The organism is Natranaerovirga pectinivora (assembly GCF_004342165.1).
Classification (GTDB): domain Bacteria; phylum Bacillota; class Clostridia; order Lachnospirales; family DSM-24629; genus Natranaerovirga; species Natranaerovirga pectinivora.
Window position 1 is genome coordinate 216,295 of sequence record NZ_SMAL01000002.1, and the last position, 17,977, is coordinate 234,271.

Here is a 17,977-nt window from a genome sequence, read left to right on the forward strand (position 1 = left end):
ACTAGGAAATCTTCGTATATAAACGTTGAAAATTATTGAAGTAATTTGAAAAAACTTTGACAAAAAATTAACTATATTTTATACTAAAAATAATGTATTTGGTTTTTTGGGAGGATTGGTTATGGTTATTGAAGTTTGTGTTGGAAGCGCCTGTCATCTAAAGGGCTCTTATGAAATTATATCAAAAATAGAAAGCTTGGTGCAGGAGTCTTTTCTTGAAGATCAAATTACTATTAAAGCAGCTTTCTGCTTAGGTCATTGTACAGAGGCTGTATCTGTAAAAGTTAATCAAGATAAAATATATTCACTTGAACCAAACAAGGTAAATGCTTTTTTTTATGCTATTAGAGAGCAGGTGTCATATGAGAATACTTAATTTTGCATCTGCTAACTGTAGAAATTGTTATAAATGTTTACGAACTTGTCCTATCAAAGCTATAAGATTTAATGAAAATCAAGCACAAATAGATGAAAACCTTTGTATTGCTTGTGGACAATGTTTTGTCGTATGTCCTCAAAATGCTAGACACATAAAGAGTGATATAGAGATTGTTAAAGAAGCTATTGACAAAGGACAAGAAGTGATTGGTAGTTTGGCACCATCTTTTGCAGGCTTTTTTACAGAACCTAATACATTTATTCAACAGTTAATGGGGTTGGGTTTTTCTTCAGTAGAAGAAACAGCAATAGGTGCAGAATATATAACCAAAGCTTACGCTAATTACATAGAAGAAAATAACCCTAATTATGTGGTGACCAGTTGTTGTCCTACAATAAATTTGCTTGTGGAAAGACATTATCCAGAAAGTATTGAATACATGTTGCCTTTTGTATCCCCTATGATTGCTCACGGAAAAGCGATTAAAAAAGAAAAAAAAGAGGCAATGACGGTTTTTATTGGACCATGTATTAGTAAAAAATGTGAAGCTCTCAATCAATATAATGCAGGAATGATTGATGCCGTACTAACACTAGAAGAGGTTGTAGGGTGGATTGAAGACAGTGATCAATATTTAGGCGATAATTATGAAAAAAAGGTACTGGGGTATAATGGTGAAGATAACGGACGTAGCTATCCAATAGTTGGTGGCATAGCCAATGGTCTAAGAGACTGTCTAATTAATAAGGGCTATGATATTTTATCAATTACAGGACTAAGTAATTCTAAAAGTGTTTTTGAAGAATTAAAAAACAAATCTTTATCTAAAGTATTTATAGAAATCAGTGCTTGTAATGAAAGTTGCATAGGTGGTCCAGCAATACCTAAAAATAGTGTTGGTTTATTTAATAGAAAGCAGAAGCTTAAAAGATATATAACAAACAAAAATAAAGGAAATGAACCTTTATATTTCTTAACAGATAATGAGTTAAAGAGAACTTTTGAAAGTCAGAAAAAAGAAAAAGAGAAAATAAGTGAATCAACTCTAAATAAAATATTAAAAAAATTAGGAAAGTATCAATTAATTGATGAACTTAATTGTGGTGCTTGTGGTTATAATACCTGCCGCGAAAAAGCCCTAGCAGTCTTTGAAGGGGTGTCCCAAATAGATATGTGTATGCCCTATATGAGAAATAAAGCAGAAAGTTTAAGCAATGTTATTTTTTTGAATTCTCCTAATGCAATATTTATAGTCGATGAACAGTTAAATATTATTGACTTAAACCCTTCAGCTAAAAATATGTTTGAGATAAAAAGTGAGAAGTATATTAGTCAACCTATTAAGAATCTAATCAATCAAATAGAATGGGAAAATATTTTTAGATTAAAAAGTGATATCATTAATAAGCGTATTCAATTCAATCATAATAATTTGGTAGGTATTTTGAACATTTTATACTTGCATAAAGAAAATATACTCCTTACAATCATTACAAATATTACTCAAGAAGAAAAAAGGAAAAAAGAATTAAGTGAGATGAGAGAAAACACTTTAAATATAGCCCAAAACGTTATAAACAAACAAATGAGGGTTGCACAAGAGATTGCTAGCTTACTAGGGGAAACAACTGCAGAGACAAAAGTAGCATTAACCAAGCTAAAAGAAGTTGTTAAAGGTGAAGAAGGTGGTTTGTAATGAAATATTATATTGATGTTTCTTACAATAGTATTAACAAATGGGGAGAAGAATTATGTGGAGATCATATTGAAATAGTGAAATCCGATGACGGTGTTATCATTGTACTGGCTGATGGACTGGGTAGTGGCGTAAAAGCCAATATACTAGCAACCTTAACATCAAAAATAGCTGTAACTATGCTTAAGGAAGGTGCAAGTTTAGAAGAAACCATTGATACCATAAGTAATACTTTGCCAGAATGTCAGGTGAGAAGATTAGCTTATTCCACCTTTACCATTATAAAAGTGCAAAATGATGGGGGGGTATATATAGCGGAATGTGATAATCCACCGTTTTTTATATTTGATAATGGAAGAGATAGAAAAATTTACAAAGAAAAAAAGACCTTGAATGGTAAAGTGATTTATGAGAGCCAATTTAGAATGGATCAAGATGGGTTGCTTACTGTTGTAAGTGATGGGGCGGTACATGCTGGGGTAGGAAAATTATTGAATTTAGGTTGGCAATGGGAAAATATCAATGATTTTTTAAGAGAAATCGCAAAAAAAGAAAAGTGTTCAAAAAATGTTTCTAGGCATCTGATTAATGCATGTGAGAATTTATACGATAATAAACCAGGTGATGATACAACGGTGGTTTCTATTAAATTAAGACAACCAGAGGTAGTGAATTTGTTTACAGGGCCACCTGAAAGTATGGAAGATGATATTAAATTGGTGAATTACTTAAAACATTCAGCTGGAAAAATTGTTGTCTCTGGCGGCACAACAGCAAATATAGTTTCGAGGATACTTAATAGAGCGTTAATTGTAGATATGGATACTTACGCTGAGGATGTACCCCCAATGGCTAGAATAGAAGGAGTGGATTTGGTTACAGAAGGGGTATTGACAATGAAAAAAACCCTAGAAATCATCAAAGAGACATTACTAATAAATGATCATTTGATTTATCAAAAGTTATTGAATGAAAATAATGGCGCATCTAAACTTGCTAAAATTTTACTAGAAGATTGTACCCATTTACATATTTGGCTTGGTAGGGCTGTAAATCCAGCCCATCAAAACCCTAAGTTCCCAATTGATTTTAATATAAAGGTAAATATAGTAAAGGAACTACAAGATATATTAAATTTTCTGGGAAAAGAAGTAGAAGTAACGTATATATAAAGGTATAAAGAAAGTGTTGTTTAGAACAGCATCAAGCTTTTTGAAAATTTTCCTAGTAAAAAGGTACAGAGGTGTTAATGTAAACCTCTGTACCTAAAGTTTATGAGTAATTATGTACAAGCATACTTTTATAATAACCGCCGTTATCAATTAGTTCTTGGTCACTTCCAGCTTCAACAATTTCTCCGTCTTTTAGGACAATAATCTTATCTGCACTTCTAATGGTAGAAAGTCTATGGGCGATGATTAAAGTTGTTCTATCTTTTGTTATATTATTAATACCTCTTTGAATTAATTTTTCAGTATGGGTATCAATATTGGCTGTTGCTTCATCTAAGATAATAACAGAAGGTTTCTGAGCAATGGCTCTTGCAAAAGAAAGCAATTGTTTTTGGCCAGATGAAAAATTATTCCCTCTTTCCATTACAGGTGTATGGATTCCTTTTTCAAAATTATTAATAAAGGATGAAGCACAAGATAGGTCAAGAAACTCTTGGATTTCTTTTTCATCAATATCGTTATTAAGAGCTACATTCATATAAATGTCTCCAGAAAATAAAAAGGAATCTTGTAGGACAACAGATATATTTTTTCTTAAGTCTTTTAACTTGATATCATTAATATTGATGCCATCTATAAGAATTTCACCTTTTTGTATTTTGTAAAAGCCATTGATTAAATTGATAATAGTGGATTTACCTGCTCCTGTTTCACCTACAAAAGCAAAGGTTTCTCCTTTTTTGACTTTAAAGCTTACATCTTTTAATACCCATTCTTCATTATCATAAGAAAACCAAACATTTTTAAACTCAATTTCACCATGAATGGTATCCAGGCTAAGGCCAATGTCCGTATCTTCTAGAATCTCTTTTTCATCCAACAAATCAAAGATACGGTCAGTAGAGACCAATGCAGATTGAATGCTGGTATATTTCTCTGCCAAATCAGAAATAGGATTAAAAAACTGCCTAATGTAAACTGTAAAAGCATAAAGGACACCAAGTTCTAATGTTTGATTGGTGATTCTAGTCATACCATACCAAAGCAATAAGGCAGTAGCAAAGGATTGAAATAGCTCTGCAGCAGGTTTAAGCAAACTATTGTATTTTACTTGAAGGAATGTGGTTTTCATATAATCATTATTGATCTCTAAAAACTCTTTTTGTTTTTCCTTTTCCCCTCTAAAGATTTGTATGATCTTCATTCCAGAAATGGTTTCTGCCATAAAGCCATTTATTTTGCCGACATAATGTTTCATATCAACAAAATTGGCTCTTAACTTGGTTTTTAATTTTACAACAATATAAGCCATAATAGGTATAACGATAAAAGAGATAAGAGTCAATTCTACGTTCATTAAAAACATTGCCGAAACAATCCCTACAAGTAGGAATACGTCTTTAAAAAGGCTTATCAAAACTTCTGAATACAGATCGTTTAATTCGTTTACATCATTGGTTGCTCTAGTTATAAGTCTACCAGAGGATGTTTTATCAAGATAATGTAGGGGTAGGGCTTGTATAGTTTTAAAAACCCTGCCTCTTAAGTTTTTTATGATTTTTTGGCCAACTCTATTTATGATATTCACCTGAAAATATATTAATATGGCACTTATGAGGGAAAGGGTAAGATATAAAATGCTCATAGAGGTAACAGAATATAACCCATTAGCAGACATCCTTTTAATTAAAAAATCATCAATAACCACTTTTAATATATAGGGTTTAATAATCTGAACAACATTTATGATTAATACAAAAAGTAGGGCAAGTAATATTTTTTTATAATGAGGGACGGTTAAACTAAAAAGTTTTTTAATTGTTGAAATCTTTTTATCTTTACGGGAGTTAGATTGTTTTTTAGGCAATATCATCTTTTGAATATTGTTCATGATACATCTCATAATACATACCTCCCTTTTCTAAGAGTTCATTATGACTGCCTTTTTCTTTAATTTCTCCTTCGTCTAAAACAATAATTTCATTGGCATGTTCTACAGCAGAAATTCTATGGGCAATAATAATCGTTGTTTTATCCTTTCTTACTTCTCTAAGGGAAGTAAGGATTTTCCTTTCGGTTTCTGTATCTACAGCAGATAAAGAATCATCTAATATAAGAATATCAGGGTCTTTAATAAGGGCACGAGCAATTGCAATCCTTTGTTTTTGACCACCGGATAGATTAACCCCTTGTTCCCCTAACTTGGTATAAAAGCCATCAGAAAAACCCAGTATGCTTTTGTATATGTAGCTTTTTTGAGAGGCATCTTCTATATCTTTATTAGAATAAATATCTTTAAAAAATGTGATATTGTTTTTAATAGATGTAGAGAATAAAAATGAATCTTGGGGCACCAAACCAATGCTATTTCTGATGTTTTCTAAAGGAAAATGATCAATACTTCTATCATCAATTTTTATTACACCTTCTGAAGTATTGAATAATTTTAATAGAAGGTTGATGATTGTGGTTTTCCCTGACCCTGTTTTACCAACAATACCTATGGTATGACCTTTTGGTATATCAAAACTAATGTTATTTAAGGCTTTCATTTTTGATGATGGATACGTAAAGCTTAAATTCTCAAAACGGATTTCCCCATTAATAGGAGGGGTGGTTAAATGGTTGTTTTCATTAATATGGGGCTCAGTATTAAAAATTTCTTTTAATCTAATTAAAGAAGCCATACCACGTTGAATATGGGTAATCACTTTTCCAATATTTAAGACGGGTTTCATAATCATTGTCAAATACCCTTGAAAAGCAACAAACGCACCAAGTGTTATTTGATTTTGTAAAACCATATTCCCACCAATTAATAAACTTAGAACAAAACTAATACTAAAACATATCTCAATAACAGGTTCAAGAACAGAAGAGGTTTTTACCATATTGAGGGTAGATTCTTCCATATTATTATTTAGTTTTTCAAATTTAGCAATTTCTTTTTCTTCTTGGACATAGGCTTTAACAACTCGAATACCGTAGATGTTTTCTTGAACACAATCAGATATAGATGCAAAGTTTTCTTGAACTTTTTTAAATCTCAACTGTATCTTTTTACCAACCCTGAGCATAAAAACCACAACCACTGGTAAAGGCAAAAGACAAAGTAAGGTTAATCTTAAATTAACATTAGCCACCATAAAATAAATAGCGGACACACAAATAACAAAACTATTAATAGAAAGGGCACAGGCAGGACCAAAGGTCATTCTCACAGCATTAATATCATTAATAGCATAGGCAATGAGGTCTCCTGTTTTTCGTTTGTTATAGAATTCAGGAGATAATTTTTGAAAGTGGTTAAAAAGGTGCTCTCTTAAAGTGCATTCCAATTTTCTAGAATTACCGATGATTAAGTTTCTCCAGCCAAAGGTTGCTAGAAAAACAAGAAGTGTGATCCCAATAATATAGAAAATATTATTCAATATAAGAGATTGGTCAAAGTTAGCATCCTGCATTAAATCAATGGTATTTCCAACGATAGTTGGGATTAATGCTTGAGTTAATGAAGCAGTTAACATTAGTACAATTCCAACGATATAAAAAAAACTATTTTTCTTAATAAAGTTCGTTATTATCTTATTGCTCAAAGCATTCACCACCTTATAATTGTTTTTTATTTGTTACAGAATTTCTTTCTACAAGGGTACATAAAACCCCTATGTTTTTATAATGTTTAAATGGTAATTTAATACGTTTGATTAAAGTTTTTACAACCAAATCACTTGCGTATGCCACATTAATATCCATAGTTGTTAAGGTTGGTGTGGTAACAGTAGCGTACTCACTATTGCCACTACCCATAATGGAGATGTCTTCAGGTACTTTAATATTATGTTCTTGAAGGAGGTTAATCAGCTCAATGGCTGTAAAATCCCATTCGCATATAATGGCGCTTAGATCTTTTTTAGATTGAATCAACTCAACAAGTTTTTTAGAATAATTTATATCCGTCTTATCGATATAAGATATAGAATGATCCCTATTAGTAAACAAAGCTAACTGATCTTTTTTTGAGAATGCAATATTTTCTATAAATAAATCTTCATTAGGCAATAGGTTATAATTTTCTAAAGCTGTGGTAATACCAAGAAGTTTTTCCTTATTACGTATTAAGCTTATATTTCCTAAGAAGCCAATGTTTTTATGGCCTTTTTGTATAAGGTATTCACATTGTTGATAACCAGAATTATTGAAATTAAACCATATACTATCACCCATATATCCTGGAGAGTAGCCTGTAAACAATACTTGACAAGGAATTTTCTTTTGGACCAATGCCATATATTTCAAATCAAACTTTCCAATAAAGATTACCCCATCAAAATGGCCACATTTTGAAAGTTTGTAAGGAAGAAGCAATTGATCTTGAGTTTCTTTTGGTATAAATTCAATGCTATAATCTGTATCTGCGTGTTGAAGAGACCTCTCTAAGCGTTGCATTAAAAGGCTAAAGTTACTATTGTCTTGAGTATAAGGTTTTAAATGGAGTACCAAAATTTTTAGGGAATCGCTTTTTTTCTTAAGATAACCTAATTCATTGGCCTTATCTATAACTTTATTTCTAAGATCATCACTAATACCACTTTGACCTGATAAAGCTCTACTTACGGAAACAGTAGAAATGCCTAGAGCGTTAGCAATCTCTGTTAGAGTTGGCTTTTTGTTTTTCATGTTAAGTACCTCCTAATCTTCTTAAGTAATATTATATAGAAAACTTAAGTAAAAAACTACGTAAAACTTGCTTAATTTTTGCGTTATTTTGCTTTACAAAAAAACAAGCATTAATCAAAAGATGATATAATACTTGTTTTTTAGTAGCTTAGAATTGCAACTTAGGATATTTTTCTAAAGCTGCTTTATAAGAAGAGTGGTTTGACCATATGCCTAACACAACGGTTAGTAGTGTTAAGTGGATTATATAGGAGTCAAAAAAATGAGCTAAAATATTTCTTTCTAATATAAGTTTAATAAATACGCTTAAAAATATGAATAAAATAAATGGGATAATTAATAAAAAAATTATATTTTCACTTTTGTGATCTAAAGTTTTTGTTTGAATAGCAGGTATTAGAATTACAAGTATAAGTAATGTAATAATATACACATTATATAAATTAGATAATGTATAAGGCGTGCCGGCATATAAATTAAATAAGTATATTACGATAAAAATAGATGTTAGTATAACAAACAAAACAATCATATTGCAGATAAATAAACTTTTAATGACTTTATTATTTTCAATAGGAAAACTTTTTAGTAATAACTGTCTATGTTCTTTATTATTGGTATATATAAAATAAAAACAACAATAAATGGAAGTCCAACTTATTACAAAATAATCATCCGAATATAAGTTTAGAAAATACATTATAAAAATACCAAAGAGTATTCCAAGCCAAGTCTTTAAAGCATTATTAGATTTTAAATAAAACTGTATATATTTTATCAACATAACTACCCCCTAATCAATATCTCTACGAGAAAAACCAAATAAGGTTAAATAGAACATCACTAAAGTAAAAACAGCAGTAATGAGTACATAAAAAAGTATATTGGCTGAACGATTCATTATCAAATTTGAACTAAACTGTGTAAAATCAAGGAGATATTTATAAGTATATAAAGACAACCAAAATGAAATAAATAGAAATATTTGACCATACTTAAAGGTTATAAATAGAAAACAATTTATAAAAACATAAAAAATATAAATACAGAAGTTCAAAACAAATAACCCTATAAGATTTAAACTAAAACCATCTTTTACAAAAAAAACAATTAATGCAAATAGTATGGAAGGCAGTAAAAAAATTAATAAATGTATGACCAAATACATATACATACCTAAAATATAGTCTTTACGTGACAAGGGTAAATTCAAATAAAATTTAGTAATAGGCTCATCACGAGCAGGAATGGTAAAGGTAAACATTAATATGGAACTAATGCTCATTATAACAACTATATTAAAACCAGTAATCAAACCATAATCATAAGTATCCCCTAAAAATAAACCTATAGAAATTGCACCTATCATAATAAAGTGGTACATACAGATTATAGTAAATAATATTTTCCTTTTATACAAATACATAAAGTGACTTTTTACTAAACGTACCATTTAAAAACTCCTTTCTTATTTAGAATAAAACATTAAATCTTCTAGATTTGGTTTTTCTAACACAATACTGTCGCCGAATTTGTTAGAATAATAATTTTTATCTGTCGTTAATGCTTCAAAACCAACAGATGACTGTCTAAGACCGATTAAATGATCTTTATTAATAGATTTTAAAATCTCATTATTTCCTTTTAGAATGATATAGGATTCTTTTACAACTTCCATAGATTGAGAGAAAATAATTTTACCTTTATCAATAAAGGTTACAAAATCTGCAATTCTATCCAAATCACTGGTGATATGACTTGAAAAAAAGACACTTCTATGGTCATCTTGCATCACATCATATATAATATCTAAAAATTCTCTTCTAAAAACAGGGTCCAAACCAGCTGTCGGTTCATCCATAATTAAAAACTCAGCATTATGGGAAAGGGCAAAAGCTATTTGGAATTTGGTTTTCATCCCTTTAGAGAGCTTTTTTAACTTTTGCTTAGGATTTAATTCAAATCGCTTTACATAATTAAGAAATACCTCTTTATCCCACTGACTATACAAGGGGCCAAGGATATTAGCGTTATCCATAATGCTCAAGTGTTCAAAGAAATAGCACTCATCATATATAAAACCAATTCTATCTTTTATTGATTTCTCATTTTTCTTATGATCAAGTCCAAAAACTTCAATACTACCAGAATCAGCACTCAGTAAATTCATAATTAGTTTAATGGTTGTTGTTTTACCAGAGCCATTAGAGCCAATAAAACCCATTACATAGCCTCTATCTAAAGTGAAGCTAATATTGTTTAAAGAAAAATCTTTAAAATGTTTAGAAATATTATTGATATTTAATATAGTACTCATAAAAATCCCTCCTATTGATCCTCATATAATAATTTGGTCATATCCATTAGTTCATCTAATGAAATACCAACGAAGTGACATTCGGTTATGACTTCTAACAATTTTTCTTCTATAAATTTTATTTTCTTTTCCTTTAAAAAAGCTTGATTTTGTGCGGCTACAAAAAAGCCTTTTCCAGGAACGGAGTGTACAAGACCTTCCTTTTCTAATTCTTCGTAGGCCCTTTTAGTTGTAATGACACTTATTTGTAAGTCTTTTGCCAACTTTCTTATAGAAGGAAGAAGAGCTCCTTCCTTTAATTCCTCAGAAACAATCTGTTTTTTAATCTGGTTGGTTATTTGAGTGTAGATTGCTTCAGAACTAGAATTAGAGATAATAATATGCATTAGGCACCTCCTTGTAAATACTGTTTATACTGATTATATACAGTATATGCAAAAATATGATTTTTGTCAAATAAAAATATTATTTTTGTACAAAATAAATGGTAGTAAATATAACGAAATCCTTGAAAAAATTCATGCAAGAAAGTACTAATTATATTGCAAAAAAATGTTGACAGTTTAAACCATAAGTGATATTCTGAGATTAGATATCCGAGTAAATTACTAGGAATTGATGGTGATAAATATGAAAATGTCTACAAAAGGAAGATACGGCCTTAGAGCGATGCTGGATTTGGCTATAAATAGTAAGGATGGCAATATTCCTATAAGTAGTATTTCAGAACGTCAATCCATATCTGAAAACTATTTAGAGCAAATTATTGCTAAGCTGAAAAAAGCAGGATTGGTTACCAGTACAAGAGGTGCACAAGGAGGATATGCCCTATCAAAACCTTCAGATGATATTACAGTAGGTGATATTTTAAGAGCTTTAGAAGGGGATTTGACACCTGTTGATTGTTCTATCTTAAAGGAAGAACTTCAGTGTGATTGTGAAGACAATTGTGTATCCAAATATGTTTGGAAAAAAATAAGTGATAGCATAAATAATGTAGTAAATGATATAACATTAAAGGATTTAATTGATGAGAACATTAAGATAAATGGCCATAATATAAACAATATCATAAGTCCCAAGTGTTAGAGAAAACGAGGAGATGATCTTAATGGATAAAGCAATATATTTTGACTATGCAGCAACCACCCCAACAAGTAAAGAAGTATTAGAAGAAATGATTCCTTTCTTTACTCAGAACTTTGGAAACCCATCTAGTGTATACAGTATAGCAGGTAAAAATAAAGAAGCGATTTTGAAAGCAAGAGAGCAAGTTGCAACAGCAATAAATGCTAAGGATGATGAGATTTTTTTCACTAGTGGTGGAACAGAGGCTGACAATTGGGCAATAAAAGGCATAGCAGAAAGTTATGAATCAAAAGGAAAACACATTATTACATCAAAAATAGAACATCATGCGGTTTTGCATACTTGTGAATACCTTGAGAAAAAAGGATTTCAAGTAACTTACTTAGAAGTAGATGAATATGGTCGAATTTCTTTACAAGATTTAGAGAATGCAATTAGAGAAGATACGATATTGATTTCAATAATGTTTGCAAATAATGAAATAGGAACCATTCAATCTATAAAAGAAATCGGTAGAATTGCAAAAGAAAAAGGTGTGATTTTTCATACGGATGCTGTTCAAGCGTTAGGAAGTGTTCATATTGATGTAAAAGATATGAATATAGATCTTTTAAGTATGAGTGCTCATAAATTATATGGCCCAAAAGGTGTAGGTGCTTTATATATTAAAAAGGGTGTAAAAATTAAAGCATATATCCATGGTGGCGCACAAGAGAAAAGAAGAAGAGCAGGAACTGAAAATGTGCCAGGAATTGTTGGCTTTGGTAAGGCAATTGAATTGGCATATGCCAATAGAGAAGAAAATACTAAAAAGATTATAGCCCTTAGAGATAAAGTGGTTAAAGGCATATTAGAAAATGTTCCTTATAGCAGATTAAATGGTCATCCTACTGAGAGATTACCTAATAATGCAAATATTAGTTTTGACTTTATTGAGGGTGAATCTTTACTCATTATGTTAGATATGAAAGGGGTTTGCGCTTCTAGTGGTTCAGCCTGTACATCAGGATCATTAGATCCATCTCATGTATTAATGGCTATTGGTTTACCCCATGAAACAGCCCATGGTTCCTTAAGAATTACTTTAGGAGATAAAAATACAGAAGAAGATGTGGATTATTTATTGGAGATCTTACCACAGATTGTTCAAAGGTTAAGGGATATGTCTCCTTTATATGAAGATTTTATGAAAATGAATCAATAAAATATAGAAACTGCAATCGTAACTGAAATTTATGAAAGATAATTTGAGGTGATATTTATGTATACAGAAAAAGTAATGGATCATTTTATGAACCCAAGAAATATGGGGGAAATAGAGAATGCAAGTGGTACTGGAACAGTAGGAAATGCAAAATGTGGTGATATCATGAGAATCTTTTTAGATGTTGAAGACAATATTATAAAAGATGTTAAGTTCAAAACTTTTGGTTGTGGTGCTGCTGTTGCAACAAGTAGTATGGCAACAGAATTAGTAAAAGGTAAATCCATTGAAGAAGCATTGCAAGTTACTAATAGATCAGTAATGGAAGCTTTAGATGGTCTTCCAAAAGCAAAAGTCCACTGTTCATTGTTAGCAGAAGAGGCTATCCATGCAGCATTATGGGATTATGCTCAAAAACATAATATTGAGATAGAAGGCCTTGAACCACCAAAAGAAGATGTGCATGATCACGACCATGACGATGATGAAGAATAAATAGGCGGGATACCAATGGAAAAAACAAAAGTTGTTGTAGGTATGTCAGGCGGAGTAGATAGTTCTGTGGCGGCGTATTTACTAAAAGAACAAGGTTATGATGTAATTGGTGTAACCATGCAGATTTGGCAAGATGAAGACACTGATGTACAAGAAGAAAAAGCAGGGTGTTGTGGACTGAGTGCTGTAGATGACGCTAGAAGAGTAGCCAATGCATTAGAGATACCTTATTATGTAATGAATTTTAAAGATGAATTCAAAGAAAAGGTTATTGATTATTTTATTGATGAATATCAAGAAGGGCGTACCCCAAATCCTTGTATTGCCTGTAATAGATATGTAAAATGGGAATCCTTGTTATTCCGTTCTTTACAAATTGGAGCAGAGTACATTGCTACAGGGCATTATGCCCAAGTTGTTCAGTTAGAAAATGGTAGATATACAATGAAAAAATCTGTTACGTCTCAAAAAGATCAAACCTATGCATTGTATAATTTAACTCAAGAGCAATTATCTCGTACTTTAATGCCAGTGGGTAAATACACAAAAGATCAAATTAGAGAAATGGCACAAAAGATAAATTTGAGAATAGCGAATAAACCAGATAGTCAAGAGATATGCTTTATCCCAGATAATGATTATGGTAGATTCATTCAAGAGAATCTTGAAAAAACCATTGAACCAGGAAATTTTGTTGATACAGAAGGTAATATAGTTGGAAAGCACAAAGGGATTATTCATTATACAATAGGACAAAGAAAAGGCTTAGGCATTGCCCTAGGAAAACCAGTTTTTGTTGTTGAAATAAGACCTGAAACGAATGAAGTGGTGATAGGTGAACACAATGAGGTTTTTACTCAAGAATTAAAAGCGAATAACTTGAATTTTATGTCTATAGAAGATTTAGAAGGCGAAAAACGTGTTATTGGAAAAATACGTTACAGTCACCAAGGGGCCCCTTGTATTATAAAGAAAATTGATGAAGATACTTTACTATGCAAATTTGATGAACCTCAAAGAGCAATAACACCTGGACAAGCAGTTGTCTTTTATGAAGAGGACTATATTGTTGGTGGTGGAACAATTATATAGGTATAAATACGAAAAACTAGAGTAGAGGCATACTCTGGTTTTTTTGTTTTGTAGGGTTCTGTTTCCTATAAAGTACTTACACTTGAAAAAAACAAAGGGGAAACTGTATACATTTTGCAATGAAAAGTCATCTATTTTGAATACAAATGGAATGATGTTTGGAGTGTGTTTTGTATATAAGAACAAAAAATGCATACTTTAATAACTATTTAAACAAAAATCTACTAGATTAACAATAAATAAGAGAGTATAATAACCACATAAGTTAATGAAAAATTTCGACACAAAAAAACATATTTAAATATAAAACATATAAAAAGTCTTCGAAATTAAATGTTCTGAAAATTAATGAAATACAATAATGGCGTCATACTGGGATAATATATAACCCACTAGACTTGTTAAAATATTAACAAAATGCAATGTATTATTTTGATTTAAGGCATTTTGCTTTGAATATAAATTGTCAAATTAAAACTGAAGGAGGAAGGTTTTATGAAGAAGATTTTAATAGTAATGATTGTTTTAGCACTAACGGTATCATTAATGGGGTGTGGTAATACGGAACAAACAACGCCTAATGACAATTCCACACCAAGTGAGGATGATCAAATCACTCTAAGAATGTCTTGGTGGGGTGGAGATGCACGTCATAATGCCACATTAGAAGTAATTGATCTATTTGAAGCAGCATACCCACATATTACTGTGGTTCCTGAATATACTGCATTTGATGGTCATTTCGAAAGAATGGCAGCTCAGCTTGTAGGAAGAGATGAACCGGATATTATGCAAGTTAATTTTAACTGGTATTATGGGTTTTCTCCTGATGGAGAAGGGTTTTATGATTTATCTACTTTAGAAAATCTTAATTTATCCAACTGGCCAGCAGAAAACTTTGAAGTATTAACCATTAATGGAAAAATACAAGGTATTCCTATTAGTATTGGTACTCGTGGATTTGTATACAATGAAGCTATCTATGAACAAGCAGGTGTGCCATTCCCAGAGACATGGGATGATTTAATTCAGGCAGGTATAACAATGAGAGAAGTATTAGGTCCTGATTATTATTCATTAGGAAATTTAAGACATGATTTTGAAATTCCACAATTAATTTTCTCATATTTAGCTCAAAAAACAGGGAAAAATATTTTTGAAAATAATGAAGTAGCTTATACTGAAGAAGAGTTAACTGATGGTTTCGAGTTTCTTCAAACATTAATTGATAGTAATGTTATTCCAGATTTTCACGCTGATTCTTCCGTAAAAAATCACGAAAACCCTAACTGGATTGCAGGTAGATATGCAGGGATTTTCAATTGGAATTCAAATAACAATATATATGAAGCTAATTTGGACCCTAGTCTAAATACTCAATTAGTTGCAGTTCCATTTATTAAGTTAAGTGATAACCAATTACACAGTGGTGGATTTGATAAAGTGCTTCAAGCTTGGTCAATAAGTGCAAACACATCCCACCCTGAGGAAGCTGCATTGTTTTTAGAATTTATTTCCACAGATAGAGATGCAGTCGTTGCACATGGTTTGAATAGAGGGACGCCATTAAATAAGGTAGCAGAAGCTATTTTAGCAGAAGAAGGATTGTTAGTAGGTATTGACTATGAAGCTTATGTATTAGCTTCCCAAATCGAAGGCACTTATTCGTTCCATCCATTCTTCGAAGATAATACAGTAAGATCTGCTTATGGGGATGTATTTGAAAGATTTATTATGGGAAATCTCTCTCCAAGAAATGCAGCTGAAGAGCTTATCAGAGATACAAACAGAGCAGTAAAAGAAGCAATGCAAGGTTAAACCTAACGCTTATAAAATCAATTAATATAGTAATTAATAACAATAATAACGTGATTAACTTAATCCCTACATTAAAACCGAGATACTATTAGTATCTTGGTTTTTTGTTTCTTTAGGTATTTTTTATAAGCAGACATATAGAGAAAAGGGGATTAAATATGTACAAAATGTGAATAATTTGTGAACATTAACTAAAATTAGATAAAAAATTACTAAAAAACATACATATGTAACTAATGATAAAAAGAAACATTGTATACAATGAACAAATTTTGGTCATTTTTACTTAAAAAAAACAAAAAATGCACATTTTCATGATATTTAGAACAAAATTGAGCTAGAAACTGAAATGAGAAGAAGATATAATAAATATATAAGTTGAACCAATATTTAAACTTAATTAATTTAGAAGAGGAAGTGAAATTAAATTAAGAGAAAAAAGTTAAACATTCTGAAAATATTACCTTGTTATAAATTAACTGTTTGGCAATCAGTTAAAGGCATTAAATGAATCATTGGAATTAATTTTTAAGACCCGTTACTAAGATTTAAAGCAATGTGCTTTAAATATAAAAGTATTCAGATTAAAGCTGAAGGAGGAAGGTTTTATGAAGAAAATTATAATAGCGATGATCGTAATGGCACTAACAGTATCCTTAATGGGGTGTGGTTCTAAAGAAGGAACAAACACAACCCCAGGTAATAATAACAATAATGATGTATCACCAGGAAATACTGATGAAGAAATCACACTTAGAATGTCTTGGTGGGGTGGGGATGCTCGTCATGAGGCTACTCTAGAAGTAATTAAACTTTTTGAAGAAGCATATCCACATATAACAGTAATACCTGAGTATACAGCATTCACAGGTCACTTCGAACGAATTGCAGCTCAACTTACTGCCCAAGATGAACCGGATATTATGCAAATAAACTTTAACTGGTACTATGGATTTTCACCTGATGGAAATGGATTCTATGATCTATCAACTTTAGAAAATCTTGATTTATCAAACTGGCCACAAGAAAGTTTTGAGGTATTAACAATAAATGGAAAAATCCAAGGAATTCCTATAAGTATTGGTGCACGTGGGTTTGTTTTTAATCAAACAACATACGAACAAGCAGGTGTTCCAATTCCAGAGACTTGGGATGACTTAATGGCAGCAGGAAGAACTTTTAGAGATGTATTAGGTCCTGATTATTATTCATTAGGTAATGTAAGACATGATTATGAAATCCCACATATTATGTTTGCTTACTTAGCACAAAAAACTGGTAAAGATATTTTTACAAATGATCGAATATCTTATACACTTGAAGAATTAACGAGTGGATTTGATTTTCTTCAAGATTTAATTGACAATAATGTAATACCAGACTATCATGCGGATTCTGCTGTAAAGAATCAAGAAAATCCAAACTGGATTTCAGGTCGATATGCAGGTATTTTTAACTGGAATTCTAATAATAACATATTTGAAAACAATATAGATCCAGCTTTAAATGCTACGATTATAGCGGTTCCACAAATTAAATTAGGGCCTAACCAATTACACAGTGGAGGCTTTGATAAAATACTTCAAGCATGGTCAATAAGTGCAAATACGCCATATCCTGAAGAATCAGCATTATTCTTAGAATTTATATCTTCAGATAAAGATGCAGTAATAGCACATGGTTTAAATAGAGGTATACCATTGAATAGAGTTGCAGAGCAAATACTTGCAGATGCAGGTATGTTAGTAGGAATTAATTATGATGCATATGTATTAGCTTCTGAAATAACGGATGTATATTCTTTCCACCCATTCTTTGAAGACAATACAGTTAGATCAGCAATTGGAGATGTAATAGAAAGGTTTATAATGTTAGAAGGTAGTTTCGCTTCAAGAGATGCTGCTGAAGAATTAATTAGAAATACAAACCGAGCGGTATCAGAGGCAATGGAAGGTTAAACAATACTAATAACGCAAATAAAAAATTTAATATCATCCCTTTCCTATAAAAAAATCAAGGAGTTACTGTAGCTCCT

The 17,977-nt window shown here is 31.0% G+C and carries 16 protein-coding genes; 9 read left to right on the forward strand and 7 right to left on the reverse strand.

The features are described 5' to 3' along the window. Positions 1-121: 121 nt before the first annotated feature. The 3 genes from EDC18_RS03525 to EDC18_RS03535 are packed head-to-tail and all read left to right on the forward strand — an operon-like array spanning position 122 to position 3,247. Positions 122-376, forward strand: a complete 255-nt coding sequence (locus tag EDC18_RS03525) for a (2Fe-2S) ferredoxin domain-containing protein (protein WP_132250356.1) — start codon at positions 122-124, stop codon at positions 374-376. Continuing rightward, complete coding sequence (locus EDC18_RS03530) at positions 363-2,075, forward strand: [Fe-Fe] hydrogenase large subunit C-terminal domain-containing protein (protein WP_165878464.1); 1,713 nt, start codon at positions 363-365, stop codon at positions 2,073-2,075. The genes EDC18_RS03525 and EDC18_RS03530 overlap by 14 nt, the downstream gene beginning before the upstream one ends. Then, complete coding sequence (locus EDC18_RS03535) at positions 2,075-3,247, forward strand: SpoIIE family protein phosphatase (protein ID WP_132250360.1); 1,173 nt, start codon at positions 2,075-2,077, stop codon at positions 3,245-3,247. The genes EDC18_RS03530 and EDC18_RS03535 overlap by 1 nt, the downstream gene beginning before the upstream one ends. 100 nt (positions 3,248-3,347) lie before the next feature. On the opposite strand, the gene EDC18_RS03540 is transcribed toward EDC18_RS03535, so the two are convergent. The 7 genes from EDC18_RS03540 to EDC18_RS03570 form a co-directional block, all read right to left on the reverse strand. Next, entirely contained in the window at positions 3,348-5,150 is a 1,803-nt protein-coding gene (locus EDC18_RS03540; protein WP_132250362.1) for an ABC transporter ATP-binding protein, read from the reverse strand. Then, positions 5,107-6,843, reverse strand: coding sequence for an ABC transporter ATP-binding protein (locus tag EDC18_RS03545; protein WP_132250364.1), 1,737 nt, complete (start codon positions 6,841-6,843; stop codon positions 5,107-5,109). The genes EDC18_RS03540 and EDC18_RS03545 overlap by 44 nt, the downstream gene beginning before the upstream one ends. A 13-nt stretch (positions 6,844-6,856) precedes the next feature. Then, positions 6,857-7,927, reverse strand: a complete 1,071-nt coding sequence (locus EDC18_RS03550) for a LacI family DNA-binding transcriptional regulator (RefSeq protein ID WP_132250366.1) — start codon at positions 7,925-7,927, stop codon at positions 6,857-6,859. A 148-nt stretch (positions 7,928-8,075) separates the two neighbouring features. Further along, positions 8,076-8,711 (reverse strand): ABC-2 transporter permease, encoded by a 636-nt coding sequence (locus EDC18_RS03555; protein ID WP_132250368.1) that lies wholly within the window; start codon positions 8,709-8,711, stop codon positions 8,076-8,078. Positions 8,712-8,720: 9 nt separating this feature from the next. Beyond that, positions 8,721-9,380 (reverse strand): hypothetical protein, encoded by a 660-nt coding sequence (locus EDC18_RS03560; protein ID WP_132250370.1) that lies wholly within the window; start codon positions 9,378-9,380, stop codon positions 8,721-8,723. Positions 9,381-9,395: 15 nt separating this feature from the next. Then, a complete protein-coding gene (locus tag EDC18_RS03565; RefSeq protein ID WP_132250372.1) occupies positions 9,396-10,244 on the reverse strand; it encodes an ABC transporter ATP-binding protein in 849 nt (282 codons plus the stop codon). An 11-nt stretch (positions 10,245-10,255) separates the two neighbouring features. Further along, positions 10,256-10,630: a GntR family transcriptional regulator gene (locus EDC18_RS03570; protein WP_132250374.1), complete on the reverse strand. Its 375-nt coding sequence runs from the start codon at positions 10,628-10,630 to the stop codon at positions 10,256-10,258. Between the two features lie 244 nt (positions 10,631-10,874). Here EDC18_RS03570 and EDC18_RS03575 point away from each other — a divergent pair, with 244 nt between their 5' ends. The 6 genes from EDC18_RS03575 (at position 10,875) to EDC18_RS03600 (ending at position 17,900) form a co-directional block, all read left to right on the forward strand. Next, positions 10,875-11,333: an RrF2 family transcriptional regulator gene (locus EDC18_RS03575; RefSeq protein ID WP_132250376.1), complete on the forward strand. Its 459-nt coding sequence runs from the start codon at positions 10,875-10,877 to the stop codon at positions 11,331-11,333. A 22-nt stretch (positions 11,334-11,355) separates the two neighbouring features. Further along, a complete protein-coding gene (gene nifS, locus EDC18_RS03580; protein WP_132250378.1) occupies positions 11,356-12,537 on the forward strand; it encodes a cysteine desulfurase NifS in 1,182 nt (393 codons plus the stop codon). Positions 12,538-12,594: 57 nt separating this feature from the next. Beyond that, positions 12,595-13,032, forward strand: coding sequence for a Fe-S cluster assembly scaffold protein NifU (nifU, locus tag EDC18_RS03585; protein ID WP_132250380.1), 438 nt, complete (start codon positions 12,595-12,597; stop codon positions 13,030-13,032). A gap of 15 nt (positions 13,033-13,047) precedes the next feature. Further along, on the forward strand, positions 13,048-14,124 hold the full coding sequence (gene mnmA / locus EDC18_RS03590) for a tRNA 2-thiouridine(34) synthase MnmA (protein ID WP_132250382.1): 1,077 nt from the start codon (positions 13,048-13,050) through the stop codon (positions 14,122-14,124). Between the two features lie 495 nt (positions 14,125-14,619). Further along, the gene (locus EDC18_RS03595) at positions 14,620-15,942 is read left to right on the forward strand and encodes an ABC transporter substrate-binding protein (protein ID WP_132250384.1); all 1,323 of its coding nucleotides are present in this window, start codon (positions 14,620-14,622) and stop codon (positions 15,940-15,942) included. Between the two features lie 608 nt (positions 15,943-16,550). After that, the gene (locus EDC18_RS03600; protein ID WP_132250386.1) at positions 16,551-17,900 is read left to right on the forward strand and encodes an ABC transporter substrate-binding protein; all 1,350 of its coding nucleotides are present in this window, start codon (positions 16,551-16,553) and stop codon (positions 17,898-17,900) included. The last annotated feature ends 77 nt before the right edge of the window (positions 17,901-17,977 follow it).